Below are 14,439 nucleotides of genomic sequence, written 5' to 3'. Positions count from 1 at the left end.
ATCGATATCTTGTCTATTTAGGTTATACAGCAACGTAGTTTGAAGACCACTGCTCAAGGATGCTTTTGTACGGCTTGATGAATTGTTCTTCAGTAAATTTGCCTTGCTTAATGGCCAACTGGCTGCGCTCTTCTCGGTCATACACAATACGGGTCAGTGAATAATCCTGATGCTTTAAGCTTGGTTGATAAGTCTTTCCAGCAACAGAGTTCGCATTGTAAATTTCTGGGCGATAAATTTTTTGGAAAGTTTCCATGGTGCTGATGGTACTGATCAATTCAAGGTTGGTGTAATCACTAAGTAAATCACCACGGAAATAGAATGCTAAAGGCGCAACACTATTCGGCGGCATAAAATAGCGAACCTGCAAACCCATTTTTGCAAAATACTCATCTGTTAGAGAGTATTCATCTTGTTGATATTCAACGCCTAAAACAGGATGTTGATTTGCAGTTTGGTGATAGGTTTTGCTGCTAGAAACACTCAAACAAATTACTGGTGCTTTACTAAAATTATCTTTATAAGTATTCGAATGAACGAATGAATTAAAAATGTTACCGTGAAGCTCACCATAGTTGTCTGGAAGGCTAAATTCAGTTTTATCTTTATTATGTTCTAACAGAAGTACACTAAAATCATAGTCTCGAACATAAGAAGAAAAATTATTTCCAACAATACCTTCAATACGTTGATTGTTTTTGTGATCCACAATATTGGTTTTCAAAATTTCTATTGTTGGGAAAGTTTCACCATTGCCCTCAATATCAATATCCACTGAAATAATTTCAAGTTCGACAGCGTAACGGTCTGCTTTCGGGTTATCCCAATGTGCCAAAGCATTGAAACGATTGTTGATCATCTTCAGAGTATTGCGCAAGTTGTCTTGACGACTCTCACCTCTTGCCAAATTTGCAAAGTTGGTTGTAATGCGCGTACTGTCAGCTGGATGATAGTTTTCATCGAAACTAATGCGCTTAATCGTAAATGTAAACTCTTTACTCATTGTGATAACCCTAATTTCTGAGATAAAAACCTGAATTTATTTCATGCTCTTGTCGACTGCCTCAAAGTATTGTTGAAACTTATTCATCCATAGTTTTTCAATATTTTCTTATCTGAACTGCATGAAAAATTGAAAATCAATGTTGATACGGTCTGTAGCGAGGAGCATGGTGTAATTTATACCCCAAACCAGACATGAATAAAAATGATATTAATTCATAAAAAGTTGAATGAAATTCATGGTTGGTAATTTTATTCAATTAAGAAAGACTTGCGTGATCAAATAGTCTTATCACATCTGAATATTTCACCGCTTAAAACAATGGAATCATTACAAATGAGTCACATACTGAACTGGATGACTGAATATGTATACAATGATATTTGAGAGCTTTCTTTGCTGAGTGATTGAACGGTTGATTAGGGGATAATAATTTAAGACCATTGATGTTCAGGATCTAAGTCAATAATAATGACATTTTGTCTCTTTAAAATGAGAACTGAAATAGAAAACATATACTTATAAAAGGAGGGTTGCTTCATGCATCTCGTTAAGCTATTGATGGGCTGTTTCATTTTTATCTTAGGTAATCTTGCTGTAGCTGCGGATTTTCCAATCTATCAGCTCAAAGCTGCACAAAATCTTCAAGATGGAATTTGGAGCTGGAAATCAACCATGCGACCACATAAGTCTACAGCAGCAGACCATTCTGAACGTGGTTGTATCAAGATTAAAGATTTCATCAAACAACAAACAGATGAGATGCGAGAAAGCATTCCTCAAGAATGTAAAACTCAAATTACCAGTGATCAGCCGAATGAGGGACGTATGGCTTTACAATGTTCAGGTGCTTTCAGTGGATTTAAAGTCAATTATCGAGTACAGCGTGTTTCAGCAAATCATTTAATTGTTGAAGCGAAAATGCCATCCAATACAACATTAATTCATGAATATAAACGAGAAGGTGTATGTAAATAGTTGATGATTTGAATAAAGAATTTAATCTATCCCAATCCATTCCCTTAAAGAAAAATATAGTCATAATTTATTTGTTATTGCTTATATTGATGATGAACGCGTTAATTATATACAGCCATTGATGTTTAAGATTCTTTAATCCAAGCTGAATCTGATTTTTAGAATAAACGTCAGATTCATGTATAAATCAATACAATCAAATTATTTTATCCAATACATTAAAAATTCTTTTGAATTGGTTTCTAAATCGATGCCTTCTTCTAAAATTTCAAAACCTAAAGTTTTATAAAATTGCACACTTTTTGGATTTTCTCGATAGACATTTAATTTTAGTTCAGTCCGTATGGCTTGAGCGTATTGGATCAGCCTTGTACCTATACCTTTTTCCTGATGTTGTGGTGAGACAAAAATTGCGGCTATTTTGGTGTCTAGTAAAGCAATAAATCCACAGATTTGTTGGTTATGTTCTGCAAGATAAACTTCGGACATAGGAAGATAAACATGCTGCATTTTGAGTTTATGCGCTTTCCAATATGCTTCTGGAATAAAATGGTGAGCGATTAATGATGCTTCAAGCCAGATTTCGGATAAAATATTAAAATCTTCAATATCGGCTTTTCTTATATTAATTAAACTCACTAATTTTCTCTCCGAATTTAAATAAACATTTATTTTAGCTAGGATACAAGAAGACGATTTATTTAGCATCTTATTCAGTATCATATATGGTTGACTTAGTGCTCATTTATTATTATAAAATCTATATGATAATTTTGATGAAATTAGAATAATGGAAAATAAATCAATTACATATAAAACCTTATGGGTTTTTGCACTGATTCTGAGTTTAGGTTTTATTATTTCGGCAAGTGTATTGGGATATGCTTTTAAGCAATTTGGTGGTGAAAAAAATTCAATTATTGTGAAAGGTTTGGCAGAAAAACCTATCCAAGCAGATTCTGCACGTTGGGAAATCAACCTTCAAACCAGTCGTGCGACGGACAGTGTGGCAGCGTCCTATCAATTACTTGATCAAGAAATAAAGACCTTACAATCGTTCTTTGTTGAACATGGTTTTAAAGCCACAGAAATGAAATTAGGCAATAAAAGCTCGCAACCCTATTATCAAGATGTAGATCAGGGTGATGGAAAAACAATTCGTGAATTTAGAGGTTATGTTGCGATGCAGTCGTTGGTGATCACTACCCGCGATATTCAAAAAATTGAAAAAGCTGCAAAAGATGCATACTTATTGGATGAAAAAGGTATTTCAATTGAACAAAAACCACAGTATTTGGTTTCGAATCTAGAAGAAATCAAGATGTCATTGATTGCCAATGCCACAAAGAATGCTCATAGCCGTGCCAATGAGTTTGCAAAAGTGGGTGGTGTGAAAGTGGGTGCAATGCGTTCTGCAAGCCAAGGTGCGTTTTATATCTTGCCTGAAAGTGGCTCAGATGATGACAGTGACTATGGCGGTGCATATGACAAAAATACCATCAATAAAATTGCTCGTGTCGTCGTCACGATTAATTATTCAATTGATTAACCAACCCTTAAAGCTCAATTTGAGCAAATTATGTCTTAACATCATCAATGTTTAAGTAAAGAGAATGGGAGCTCAGCTCCCATTTTTAATTCATTTTATACGTGTGATTGAATGGATTTCATCGTATGCATTGTCATCGTTAGATCGCAAAATCAATGACAGCGCGAATAACACCTAAACTCAAACCAATAAATGCACCTACGACTACACCGTTCACGCGTATCATGTGTAAGTCGCCACCGACTTCATTTTCAATTTTGGCAATCATCTCTGTAGAGTCCCATTCATGAATTCGTTGACTAATAAACGTAATCACTTTTTCACTATATTGATCGCTTAGATTAACAGCAATACCGCTGATTCGGTCGTTGAGCAGGTCACGAACCGATTGGTTTTGTACGAGGTTTTCTCCCACTTGTTGAATTGCAACACGAAGGTTCATCGCAATACCTGAGTCTGCTTTAAGCAGGTCAGATTTAATCGCATCACATAAAATGACTACTGCGCCAGTAATAAAATTTAAAACAGGTTCACTGTCTAAAAGGGCATTTTTGGTTTCGTTTAAACGTATGCTGGCATTGCTATTATTATCTGCCAATTGCACCATCAGTTGATGTGCTGCTTGTTCTATTTTTTGGCGGATTGGATGCTCTTCATCTGCCAGCATCGACTCAACTTTTTCAATAATTGAATCAATGGTGCGTTGCTCAACATCAATCCCGATCCAGCTTGCACCTTTGGCAAGGCGTGAAACGCCCAGCTCTTTAAACAGAGTTTGAGTGAGTTCACGTGTTCTTTCAGGATGGGTCATCATCCATTCATGGGCAATGTCGAGTCCACGTTGTAACACATCTTGATGGAAATCATTGTCTAAAACCGCACGAAGCATTTCACTGGCAAGTTGATTCATACGGGTATTGCGAACCCATTGCACGCTGTTATTTTGGATAAAACGTCCAATTTGATCCTGACCAACAAATTCAAAAATTTTCGGTACTGTTTGTTGAATCACATCCACCACTTGACCGTTATTTTTTGGATGTGCCAACCATTGACCTACGGCTAAACTCAGGTCAGTATTTTTTAAACTCCGTTCAACGATTTGGGGAGAAAGGAAGTTTTCCTGAACAAATTTACCCATCGATTCCGCAATACGTGCCTTATTACGTGGAATAATTTCAGTGTGATCTTTTAAAAACTTAGGAATAGGGATTTTCCCAAAGGGATTGCGGAACAAGACCGTAATTGCATACCAGTCGGCTAGACCACCAACAACTCCAGCTTCAGCACCTAACATGAGGATATGAATAAACCATGCATATTCAGGGAGCAACTTGGCAGAAATGATTAAAGCAATCCACGCCACGACTGCCACAATCAATGCAATTGTGGCAAAGCGTTTGCTTCGATCTAGGCTGGGAATACTGTTGGCGATTTCACTGTGTTCAATTCCGCTCATTCATTTTCCTAAAACAAGTGTCTTTATCTTTATTGCTTTGATGTTACCGTATCAGGTTGTGGTTGTAGTACCTGTCCTGTCGGACTAACCCCATATTTAGGTCCTAAAGATTGCAAAATCAGACGAGCATCAAAAGCATCGTTGGGTGATGATTTCTTATCTTTATAACATTCAATCGTATAGGAAATCTGTACGGGATCAATATTGACGACTTGTGGCATATCGTAAAATGGGTCATTCCAGAACATTGGGTGGCGACGATACCCCCAACCATATGGATAGTAGTTTGTGGATGGATAGACCACAGCTTTACGAGGAGGTTGCTGACTTCGATTGCTCGGATCATCTAGAACTTTAAAGTATGTGAAACCATTTAATAGGGTAGTTTGAGCAGCTTTGACGAGATTAATTTCTTCAGCAGTTCCAAAACTCATATTACTATTGCCTTGAAAACTAATGCGATAGCTATGATCATTGAGTGGAACTGTGGTGTATTGTCCAAGTTGGTCAAAGGTGCGTGGTTTGCTTGGTGTAGTGGCACAACCCGTAATGGTGAGTACAGCTACAATTGTCAGACCAATCAGTGTTTTTTTCATCTGTTGCTCCTTGTCCATTTTGTGGGATGGAAGTGAATAAATTTCTATGTGCTATAGTGTTCTAAGTTGATGGACTGACAATGAATTTCAAGAAGATTTTTGTTAAATCGCCATAGAGAAGATTGTAATTTGAAATTAGCTCAATTCTGAAATTGCCCTATGCGCCTATCAAAAGTTGAATATTAAACATAAATTATGTGTAGAGAATTAAATGACGATTCAAATTAGAGGTTATATTGCCACCAGTGCAGATGGATATATTGCAACGCTTGATGGATCCGTGGAGTTTTTGACACCATTTCAAAGTATTGACTGTGGCTATGATGATTTCATCAAGGAGATTGATATTATTCTGATGGGGCGTAAAACTTATGAGGTGATATGCTCTTTTGGTACAGAATGGCCTTACCCTAATCAAAAAGGGTTTATTGTAAGTTCCAATCCCCATTTAACATTATGTGATTCATCTCTTTCAGTATGGACAAATGGAGTGAGTGCTTTAATTGATCATCTTCAGCAGAATTATTCTGGCAATGTGTGGGTGGTTGGAGGAACTCAATTACAAAATACATTAATAGAACAAAATCTTATCAATCAGTTAGATGTCTTTATTATGCCTGTTTTATTGGGAAGTGGTATTCCTCTATTTCCTCGCTTTAATACAACTGAACGCCAATTAAAGTCATTACAGGCGGAAATGATTGAAAATAAAATCATTAAGCAAAGCTATGTTTTTTAGTGGCTGATGCAATATGAATTTTACATCAGCCACAGCGATTAAAAACTGCTATTCGGTTGTTTTAAAAACTCAATTTCTTCAGCAGTTGAGGTTCTTCCCAAAATTTGATTACGATGTGGGTAACGTCCAAAACGGTCAATAATCAGTTTATGCTTTTTCTCGAAGTCCAAATTGATTGGATTACCCAACGTTTCAAAAAGCTGTAAAGCCTGAGCATGAATGATTTTCGATTCACTGTGCATAAATGGCATATATAAGAATGAACGTTGTTCAGGCTTTAACGCTTGATCTAATTTAAGCTGAATCGCTTCTTGTGCCAATGCAAGTGCCAAAGCATCCTGAGCAAATGCATTGGCTTGATCTCGATATAAATTACGAGAGAATTGATCTAGAACAATAATTTCAGCAAGGCGACCTTCGGCTGTTGCTCGCCATGTCCACAATTCACACTGTTTGGCTTGATCTAAGGTATGTGCAAAGCGCTCATCTAAGGTTTGATCAAATGCGTCACTTTTGGCGAACCAAAAAGGTTGCGTTTCTGCACTAAACCAAAAATCGATAATTTCTTGATAATTCATAATGTTTACAATTCTTTAATGGTGATTTTTCTATACAAACACAAATTTTTGATGTCTTGTAGTCGAACTTTGTGATAAAAACTTTTTTCGAAATAAAGTGAATAATTGATTTAAAACAACGATGGTTATACGTGTATATCGATAAATAACGTTATACTGCGCGCATCCAAATATTTTATTTTAAAAAATTCTTTAAGATAAGTGAGTAAGTATGAGTCAACCCGAAATGATTTCCCAATTTATCGTGCCAGATTGGGTGGATTCAACCTTATTCAAAGGGATGTTACGTGGCATTGAACGGGAAAGCCTGCGTATGCAAAATAATGGCTTTTTATCACAAGCCGATCATCCGCTGTCTTTAGGTTCTGCTTTGACGCATCCGCATATCACAACAGATTATTCGGAAGCGTTGATGGAATTTATTACGCCTCCAAAAGAAAGTATTGCTGAAGCGCTAAATTTTTTAACGGATATACATGCTGTGGTACATCGCCATTTAGAAAATGGTGAAAAGCTTTGGACATTGTCTATGCCATGCATGTTGGATGAAAAAGAAGAAAATATTCGTTTGGCACAATACGGCACATCCAATATTGGTAAATTTAAAACCCTGTATCGTCATGGTTTGGGTATTCGCTACGGTCGCCGGATGCAGACGATTTCAGGCGTGCATTATAATGTCTCGTTTCCTGATGCTTTATTTGAACAACTACAACAACATGAACAAGACGATGCATTAAAATCATTGAGTTTACAAGACTATCGAAGCCATCGTTACTTGGGTTTAATTCGTAATTTTATTCGTTTAACGCCGTTAGTGATGTATTTGGTGGGCGCGAGCCCGTCGGTATGTAAATGTTTTATGACCGGACGTGAGCACCAGTTATTGCCATTAATCAAAGGCACTTTGTTCTTACCTTATGCGACTGCATTGCGTATGGGGCGTTTTGGTTATCAAAATTCTGCTCAAAAACAATTAGGCATTCACTATAACAATTTAGACAGTTATGTGGCTGAATTGCAGAAAGCGGTGAATTCACCTTATGCGCAATTTAGTCATTTGGGGCTAAACAATGCCGAAGGTGAGCCGATCCAAATCAATGATCATGTCTTACAGATTGAAAATGAATACTATAGTCTTGTTCGACCTAAGCAAGTTCCACGAGCAGGGGAAACCCCATCTCAAGCATTGGCAGATCGTGGTATTGGTTATGTTGAATTACGTGCTGTAGATGTCAATCCATACAGCGCAATCGGGATCAATCAAGATACCGCAGGCTTCTTGGAAGTGGTTGCCTTATATTGTTTACTTCAAGATAGTCCAGATTTATGGGATGAAGAGCAAGATGTGATTGAACAAAACCAAACTGAGGTGGTCAATCGTGGACGTGCGCCGAATGCCAAAATTATTGAGGCAGGTGCTGAATATCCATTGTTAGAATGGTTACAACAACATCTCAATGCCATGCAACCGCTTGCAACTTTACTGAATCAAAGCTATTCGACCGATTTGTATCGTCAAGCGCTCAATGTGATGCAAACACGGATTGATGATGTTGATGAGACTTTATCAGCACAAGTGATTGCCGATACCATGGAGCAAGGTGGGACATGGAGTTTTGGCAGTTATATGGCAAATCAGCATATCGAAAGTTACGAACAACATGTATTAAGTCCTGAAACTTTAGCGTATTTTGAGGGTCTTACTCAAACTTCTCTCGCAGAACAACAGCAACTTGAACAAGATACAAGTATAAGTTTTGAAGATTATCTGAGTAAATTTAGATAAGGCATTGATTATATTAACGAGGAAGCTCCATGCAATGGCGTAGTTATCGCTTCGTAAGTGGTCTTTTATTTTTAGCAAGTGTGGTCGGGATGTCTTTTGCACTCTATTTAGAGCATGTGCAAGGGCTTGAACCATGTCCACTTTGTGTTTTTCAACGTATTGGGTTGATCGGTCTTGGACTGATCTCTTTAATCGCATTTTTACATCATCCTAAAAATAATGTATTGAAACGCATTTATAGTTTCTTGGGTTTAGTGACAATCTCTTGGTCAGTCGGTGTTGCTGCTCGCCATGTGTGGCTGCAAAACTTACCTAAGGATCAAGTGCCAAGTTGTGGTCCTGGTTTGGACTACTGGGTAGATACTTTGCCTTTAAAAGCTGTTTTTGAAAATGTTTTAAAAGGTTCTGGTGAGTGTGCAATGGTGGATTGGACCTTTTTAGGTCAGTCTTTACCTGTATGGTCATTATTGTTCTTTAGTGTTTTGGCACTGATTAGCTTATGGCAGTTGTTTAGAAAGTACTAAAAGCACTATAAAAAAGAGTTGGTATTGATCAGCTCTTTTTTATGATCTTATTTCATTACAATCACAGTCAATATCGTCTTATTAAAATGATGAAGTCTAAAATATATTTAAGTTGTCTTGGCGCAATTGCGCTTTGTGTATCTACACCCGTTTTAGCCAAGACACCACCACTTGCCAGTCAAGATGTATCCTGTCACTTTAAATCCGAATTTGATGACACCATCCCAGCAGATGTTTCTTATGTCAAATTTGGCGCCCAACCTTTTAAAGTGTTTAAGACCAATCCTGATTATTTTTCGAGTCATGTTGAAGACTGCCAATTACATCATGGTCGGTACTATGTGTTGTCTGTATCTCAGAGCCATCCAGCAAGAACATTGGCACAGTCTTTGATTGAAGTGACACAATTTGACTTAAACGGTAAAAAAGTTGATCAGAAATTTTATAATCAAGGTTGGACCTGTGAGTTAACACAAGGCTTGATTGCAAAAAATCAAAAATTATTCATTGATACACAATGTACAGAAAAATCAAATTTTGATGAATATGGTGAAATGCGTGATCCTAAGAAAACCAAGTCCTATCGAGTCGAAATCAAATAATCTAAAAAAAGCTGATTAAACATCAGCTTTTTTTAGGGCTAGGCTTTATATCATTAGGTTTCCACAATGCCTTGCATGCTTTCTAATTTAATCAAATATTTACGGATTTGTTCTTCCGCCAATTCATCATGGCGTGGGTAGAACCACTTGGCGATCTGTTCTGAAACCAAAGGGTGATATTGAATATCAAAATGGTTAAGACCATAGAACACCGCTTTGTGCGATTCTGGCAGTTTTAATTGAAAGCGTGGATTAGGGTGTTCGCCTAAAGCACTCTTTACACTGACCAAATAATCGCCAATTACTTTTAAGGTTCGATTTTTTCGATTCTCAAACTCTAAGGTGCCAGCAATTAAAAAGGTATTGATGTGTGAGGGCAGTGGCGCAGGTTTACGGTTATCGTCCATTAAACCGATACGCGCATTATTGTGTTCCCAATCATCATCACGAACACTACCATAGCGCAAGTCCAAAATCCCATTACTGCGAATATTCACAACATGGCTGATGATTTTGACGATGGGGAAATGTCCAATCTTTTCTTGGATTGCAAAACCAAAGCGTTCCAACACCGCGCCATGATGCGGAGAACCAATACATACTAGGTTTTCAACCATATGAAACCATTGGTGCATATTCTGCTTGCCATAGAATAAGGCACTACGACAAACCAAACCTCCCATACTGTGTCCAATCAAATCAATACTGGTAATACGTGGATTACGTTTGATGAGGTCTTCTAACAGATTGGCTAACGAGCGTCCATTGGCTGAAATTCTGCGCCCAGTATTGTAGTGAAAATAGAGCATGGTGTTGTTATCACGTTGTGCCAGTAATTTTTCTCCAATACCGCCATTGCCACGGTTGCTCCAATCCTGATAAGTCATACACAAACCGTGTGCGAAAATCACTACACGACCAGCCAGATCACCTTGTTGTAATGCACCGTAATGATCATAAAGTACAGGTGAAAGTGCCAATGGATTATGTGTCGCCAAAAGGTAATCGCCCAGCACACCATTTAAAGCACTGACTAAAAAAGTCATATGCGCATTAAGTGGTTTATCATGTAGATTCGGGAAACGTTCAATGGTTTTACGAAGTACAGGCGCCAACAGGTGACTACCATAATTTTGTAAAGCGTTATAACCAAATTTATAGAATTTATCGACGATTGGACGTGACTGAAAACGTTTAGCTTTTTGCTTACTTAAACCAAAAATACTCAGTAACATTTCACGCTGAATCGACTGGATGAAGTCCTGAACGACACCACTAAGCGGTGTACTCACTAACTGTGCTAAGCCTTCTAATACGTCTGCCTGACTCGGAGGCGAGCGATCCCACTTACAATAGGTTTCGTGTAAAGGGGTTAAACTTGGCATTGTTATTTCCTCATCCATAGTGATCTGGAACAAAGACTTTATTTTTGCTCTAGATCCATGTATAAATTCTTAGGCAATCATCTTATCTTGTTCATCCTGAACACTATTTAAAATACCGATAATTGCATTAAAGTTTTAATTTTTTGTCGGACAAGATCCCCAAACATACAAATTAAAACAATTCTGTGATTTGAGTCACATTAAAAATTAAAACATTAGTGGTGAAAAAGCAATCTATTTTCAATGAATATTATTTATTTACATGGTTTTAAAAGTAGCTCGTTGTCTATTAAAGGGCAACAACTGAATGATTACTGTCGATGCCATTCATCGCATAATGTGCATTTACCTGATTTAAATCAACATCCAAAAGATGTGTTGACGAAAATTTCAGCATATATTGAACAATGGTCAGATGTAGTCTTAGTTGGGAGCAGTCTAGGTGGTTTTTATGCGACACAGTTGGTCGCAAAATACGGTGTACCCGCTGTTTTAATTAATCCAGCTATGCGACCATGGGAATTGTTTCGTCGTCTTTTTGGAACTGAGCATATGCCTTATCAGGTGACAGAACAATGGACACTGGATCATGCTCAATTGGTGTATTTGGAAGATATTGCTGTACCGTTTGTGCAAGATGCAGACAAAATAATGGTGTTATTGCAACAAGGTGATGAAGTTTTGGATTATCGTGAGGCTGAACGGTATTATAGTACAGCTCCACACACATCCTTGATCATGACAGAAATGCATGGTAATCATGCGATGGAAGATTTTGCAGATAAAATTCCCATGATTGTGGAGTTTTTATCTTACTCCGTAAAATAAAAGGAAAAACTTAAACGTGTCTCAATATACGGCTCAATCACTTGAAGTATTATCTGGCTTAGACCCTGTGCGTCGTCGTCCAGGCATGTATACAGATACCACGCGTCCAAACCATTTGGCGCAAGAAGTTATTGATAATGCGGTCGATGAGGCACTTGCAGGGCATGCCAACAAAATCACTGTCACGGTATATAAAGACGGTTCTTTATCTGTTGAAGACAATGGTCGTGGTATGCCAGTCGATATTCACCCTGAGTATGGACAAAGTGGCATCGAAATTATTCTGACCAAGCTGCACGCAGGTGGTAAGTTCAGTACAGACAATTATCAGTTTTCTGGCGGCTTACATGGGGTCGGGATTTCTGTGGTAAATGCCTTGTCTGATCGTGTTGAGGTTGAGGTTCAGCGCCAAGGCAATCTCTATAAAATGGCTTTTGAGCGAGGTGAACCTGTCGCACCTTTAGAAGTGTTAGAAGGTAAAGTTGCTAAACGTGCAACAGGCACAACAGTACGTTTTTGGCCTGAAGCCAAGTATTTTGATTCGCCTAAATTTGCGCTTAAAGCGTTAAAGCACAATTTAAAAGCTAAAGCTGTTTTGGCTGCAGGTTTGCAGATTAATTATATTGATCAGATCAATGACGAGAAAATCGAATGGCAATTTGAAAATGGTTTAGTCGACTATTTGATGGATGAATTGCAAGACCGTGAAATTATTCCTGAACCTGCTTTTGTTGCAACAGGCGAAGCTGAGCGTGCCAGTGCTGAATTTGCAATTTGCTGGAATATCGAAGGTGGAGAGCAGATTCAAGAAAGTTATGTCAACTTGATTCCAACAGCACAAGGCGGTACACATGTGAACGGTTTACGTTCAGGTGTTACCGATGCGATGCGTGAATTTTGTGAATTGCGTAACTTATTGCCACGTAATATGAAATTGTCAGCAGAAGATGTTTGGGATGGTGTGAATTTCATTCTCTCACTTAAATTCCAAGAACCACAATTCTCAGGTCAAACCAAAGAACGTCTTTCTAGTCGTGAAGCATCCAATATTGTCTTGAATATTGCCAAAGATGCTTTTGCCCTGTGGCTCAATCAGAATGCCGAAGTTGCCATGCAATTGGCTGAAATCGTGATTGCCAAAGCTGGTCGACGTTTAAAAGCAGCAAAGAAAGTTGAACGAAAAAAAATCGTCGCTGGACCTACACTGCCTGGGAAATTATCAGATTGTGTTGGACATACGCTTGAAGAATCAGAACTTTTTATTGTGGAAGGGGATTCAGCTGGCGGTTCTGCCAAACAGGCGCGTGATAAAAACTTCCAAGCCATTATGCCGATCCGTGGCAAAATCTTAAATACATGGGAAGTGTCTTCGGATGAGGTTTTAGCTTCTCAAGAAGTTCACAATATTGCGATCGCGATTGGTGTGGATCCGGGAAGTGACGATCTTTCAGAATTACGTTATGGCAAAATTTGTATTCTTGCCGATGCGGATTCTGATGGTTTACACATCGCAACATTGTTGTGTGCTTTATTCGTGAAACATTTCCCAGCAATGGTGGATGCAGGGCATTTATATGTAGCGATGCCGCCTTTGTATCGAATCGACGATAATAAAGATGTTTATTATGCATTGGATGATGATGAGTTAGAAGCTATCTTAAAGAGAGTAAAGTCTAAGAACCCGCAGATCACCCGATTTAAAGGATTGGGAGAGATGAACGCAAGCCAATTGCGTGAAACGACTTTAGACCCAAATACTCGACGTTTGGTTCAGTTGGATTTAGATGATGCACATCATACCGCAGGCTTATTGGACAAATTACTGGCAAAAAAACGTGCCAGTGATCGCAAAGACTGGTTAGAGCAAAAAGGTAATCTCGCAGATTTAACTGTTTAAACAGCATATGCTTTGATAAAAGCTCTTGTAAAAAGATGAGGTCTAGAAGACCTCATCTTTTTTTATCCGCTTTTAAATCCATATTGCCCAACCTATAGTCAAACTGCTTGATTATTCATAAGCGCTAAAGCGTGGCAATAAAAGCTTTAGATCATTCAACAATAAATTCATCGCATTGATTTTATTGATCAAGAGAGGTTCTATTTTACGGTATGAGTTTTCAACAGATTGACGATATTGACTTTTTAAAAGTATAGGAATTGTCCGTTTTTATCCTAGCTTATCACACTCAATCTGCACTCTCTTTGCTCATTTTTAAGCGGAAAAATCGCACTTAATTTGATCAGTGTGGACTTTAATCTCGCATTTTTAGATTCGCTACCTCTTCTTTTCTATCCTATTGGATAGGTATTTGTAGAGCATAATTCATCCGCTTTAGAGAAAAAAATAGTACTGATAGTCTTATTAATTTTCAATATGTTATTGCTTTAAGAAAGCTATTCAAAAAAATT

General features: G+C 37.9%; 14 protein-coding genes. 8 read left to right on the top strand and 6 right to left on the bottom strand.

Going from position 1 to position 14,439, the window contains the following annotated elements; translation table 11 throughout:
- Nucleotides 1-22: 22 nt before the first annotated feature.
- On the bottom strand, nucleotides 23-1,003 hold the full coding sequence (locus AC1Z3T_RS14585; RefSeq protein ID WP_100886171.1) for a DUF1852 domain-containing protein: 981 nt from the start codon (nucleotides 1,001-1,003) through the stop codon (nucleotides 23-25).
- Nucleotides 1,004-1,543: 540 nt separating this feature from the next.
- Here AC1Z3T_RS14585 and AC1Z3T_RS14580 point away from each other — a divergent pair.
- Nucleotides 1,544-1,981 carry a hypothetical protein gene (locus tag AC1Z3T_RS14580; protein WP_100886170.1) on the top strand — a complete coding sequence of 146 codons (438 nt, stop codon included), beginning with the start codon at nucleotides 1,544-1,546 and terminating at the stop codon, nucleotides 1,979-1,981.
- A gap of 201 nt (nucleotides 1,982-2,182) precedes the next feature.
- On the opposite strand, the gene AC1Z3T_RS14575 is transcribed toward AC1Z3T_RS14580, so the two are convergent.
- A complete protein-coding gene (locus tag AC1Z3T_RS14575) occupies nucleotides 2,183-2,620 on the bottom strand; it encodes a GNAT family N-acetyltransferase (protein WP_100886336.1) in 438 nt (145 codons plus the stop codon).
- Nucleotides 2,621-2,771: 151 nt separating this feature from the next.
- Here AC1Z3T_RS14575 and AC1Z3T_RS14570 point away from each other — a divergent pair, with 151 nt between their 5' ends.
- Nucleotides 2,772-3,530 (top strand): SIMPL domain-containing protein, encoded by a 759-nt coding sequence (locus AC1Z3T_RS14570; RefSeq protein WP_100886169.1) that lies wholly within the window; start codon nucleotides 2,772-2,774, stop codon nucleotides 3,528-3,530.
- A 139-nt stretch (nucleotides 3,531-3,669) separates the two neighbouring features.
- Here the strand turns inward: AC1Z3T_RS14570 and AC1Z3T_RS14565 are convergent, their stop codons facing one another.
- Nucleotides 3,670-4,989, bottom strand: a complete 1,320-nt coding sequence (locus tag AC1Z3T_RS14565; RefSeq protein WP_005035114.1) for a DUF445 domain-containing protein — start codon at nucleotides 4,987-4,989, stop codon at nucleotides 3,670-3,672.
- A 29-nt stretch (nucleotides 4,990-5,018) separates the two neighbouring features.
- On the bottom strand, nucleotides 5,019-5,585 hold the full coding sequence (locus AC1Z3T_RS14560; RefSeq protein ID WP_004826010.1) for a CC0125/CC1285 family lipoprotein: 567 nt from the start codon (nucleotides 5,583-5,585) through the stop codon (nucleotides 5,019-5,021).
- 211 nt (nucleotides 5,586-5,796) lie between these two features.
- Between AC1Z3T_RS14560 and AC1Z3T_RS14555 the strand changes: the two genes are divergently transcribed.
- Nucleotides 5,797-6,324 carry a dihydrofolate reductase family protein gene (locus AC1Z3T_RS14555; protein ID WP_042087817.1) on the top strand — a complete coding sequence of 176 codons (528 nt, stop codon included), beginning with the start codon at nucleotides 5,797-5,799 and terminating at the stop codon, nucleotides 6,322-6,324.
- Between the two features lie 38 nt (nucleotides 6,325-6,362).
- On the opposite strand, the gene AC1Z3T_RS14550 is transcribed toward AC1Z3T_RS14555, so the two are convergent.
- Nucleotides 6,363-6,902: a DUF924 family protein gene (locus AC1Z3T_RS14550; RefSeq protein ID WP_004826015.1), complete on the bottom strand. Its 540-nt coding sequence runs from the start codon at nucleotides 6,900-6,902 to the stop codon at nucleotides 6,363-6,365.
- 211 nt (nucleotides 6,903-7,113) lie between these two features.
- Between AC1Z3T_RS14550 and gshA the strand changes: the two genes are divergently transcribed.
- The 3 genes from gshA (at nucleotide 7,114) to AC1Z3T_RS14535 (ending at nucleotide 9,817) form a co-directional block, all read left to right on the top strand.
- Nucleotides 7,114-8,691, top strand: coding sequence for a glutamate--cysteine ligase (gshA, locus tag AC1Z3T_RS14545; RefSeq protein WP_100886168.1), 1,578 nt, complete (start codon nucleotides 7,114-7,116; stop codon nucleotides 8,689-8,691).
- A gap of 29 nt (nucleotides 8,692-8,720) precedes the next feature.
- The gene (locus tag AC1Z3T_RS14540) at nucleotides 8,721-9,215 is read left to right on the top strand and encodes a disulfide bond formation protein B (protein ID WP_042087820.1); all 495 of its coding nucleotides are present in this window, start codon (nucleotides 8,721-8,723) and stop codon (nucleotides 9,213-9,215) included.
- An 86-nt stretch (nucleotides 9,216-9,301) separates the two neighbouring features.
- On the top strand, nucleotides 9,302-9,817 hold the full coding sequence (locus tag AC1Z3T_RS14535) for a hypothetical protein (RefSeq protein WP_228153642.1): 516 nt from the start codon (nucleotides 9,302-9,304) through the stop codon (nucleotides 9,815-9,817).
- A gap of 53 nt (nucleotides 9,818-9,870) precedes the next feature.
- Here AC1Z3T_RS14535 and AC1Z3T_RS14530 read toward each other — a convergent pair whose 3' ends face one another.
- Nucleotides 9,871-11,202, bottom strand: a complete 1,332-nt coding sequence (locus tag AC1Z3T_RS14530; protein ID WP_004826023.1) for a PGAP1-like alpha/beta domain-containing protein — start codon at nucleotides 11,200-11,202, stop codon at nucleotides 9,871-9,873.
- A 243-nt stretch (nucleotides 11,203-11,445) separates the two neighbouring features.
- Here AC1Z3T_RS14530 and AC1Z3T_RS14525 point away from each other — a divergent pair, with 243 nt between their 5' ends.
- On the top strand, nucleotides 11,446-12,030 hold the full coding sequence (locus AC1Z3T_RS14525) for a YqiA/YcfP family alpha/beta fold hydrolase (protein WP_100886166.1): 585 nt from the start codon (nucleotides 11,446-11,448) through the stop codon (nucleotides 12,028-12,030).
- A 16-nt stretch (nucleotides 12,031-12,046) separates the two neighbouring features.
- The gene (gene parE / locus AC1Z3T_RS14520; RefSeq protein WP_004826028.1) at nucleotides 12,047-13,927 is read left to right on the top strand and encodes a DNA topoisomerase IV subunit B; all 1,881 of its coding nucleotides are present in this window, start codon (nucleotides 12,047-12,049) and stop codon (nucleotides 13,925-13,927) included.
- Nucleotides 13,928-14,439 lie beyond the last annotated feature (512 nt).

Source organism: Acinetobacter sp. B-6 (assembly GCF_056930735.1).
This window is presented reverse-complemented; position numbering and strand designations above follow the sequence as displayed.

Coding starts and splice junctions, on each gene's coding strand:
- AC1Z3T_RS14585 (WP_100886171.1), bottom strand. CDS start 1,003: ATGAGTAAAGAGTTTACATTTACGATTAAGCGCATTAGTTTCGATGAA.
- AC1Z3T_RS14580 (WP_100886170.1), top strand. CDS start 1,544: ATGCATCTCGTTAAGCTATTGATGGGCTGTTTCATTTTTATCTTAGGT.
- AC1Z3T_RS14570 (WP_100886169.1), top strand. CDS start 2,772: ATGGAAAATAAATCAATTACATATAAAACCTTATGGGTTTTTGCACTG.
- AC1Z3T_RS14565 (WP_005035114.1), bottom strand. CDS start 4,989: ATGAGCGGAATTGAACACAGTGAAATCGCCAACAGTATTCCCAGCCTA.
- AC1Z3T_RS14560 (WP_004826010.1), bottom strand. CDS start 5,585: ATGAAAAAAACACTGATTGGTCTGACAATTGTAGCTGTACTCACCATT.
- AC1Z3T_RS14555 (WP_042087817.1), top strand. CDS start 5,797: ATGACGATTCAAATTAGAGGTTATATTGCCACCAGTGCAGATGGATAT.
- AC1Z3T_RS14550 (WP_004826015.1), bottom strand. CDS start 6,902: ATGAATTATCAAGAAATTATCGATTTTTGGTTTAGTGCAGAAACGCAA.
- gshA (WP_100886168.1), top strand. CDS start 7,114: ATGAGTCAACCCGAAATGATTTCCCAATTTATCGTGCCAGATTGGGTG.
- AC1Z3T_RS14540 (WP_042087820.1), top strand. CDS start 8,721: ATGCAATGGCGTAGTTATCGCTTCGTAAGTGGTCTTTTATTTTTAGCA.
- AC1Z3T_RS14535 (WP_228153642.1), top strand. CDS start 9,302: ATGATGAAGTCTAAAATATATTTAAGTTGTCTTGGCGCAATTGCGCTT.
- AC1Z3T_RS14530 (WP_004826023.1), bottom strand. CDS start 11,202: ATGCCAAGTTTAACCCCTTTACACGAAACCTATTGTAAGTGGGATCGC.
- AC1Z3T_RS14525 (WP_100886166.1), top strand. CDS start 11,446: ATGAATATTATTTATTTACATGGTTTTAAAAGTAGCTCGTTGTCTATT.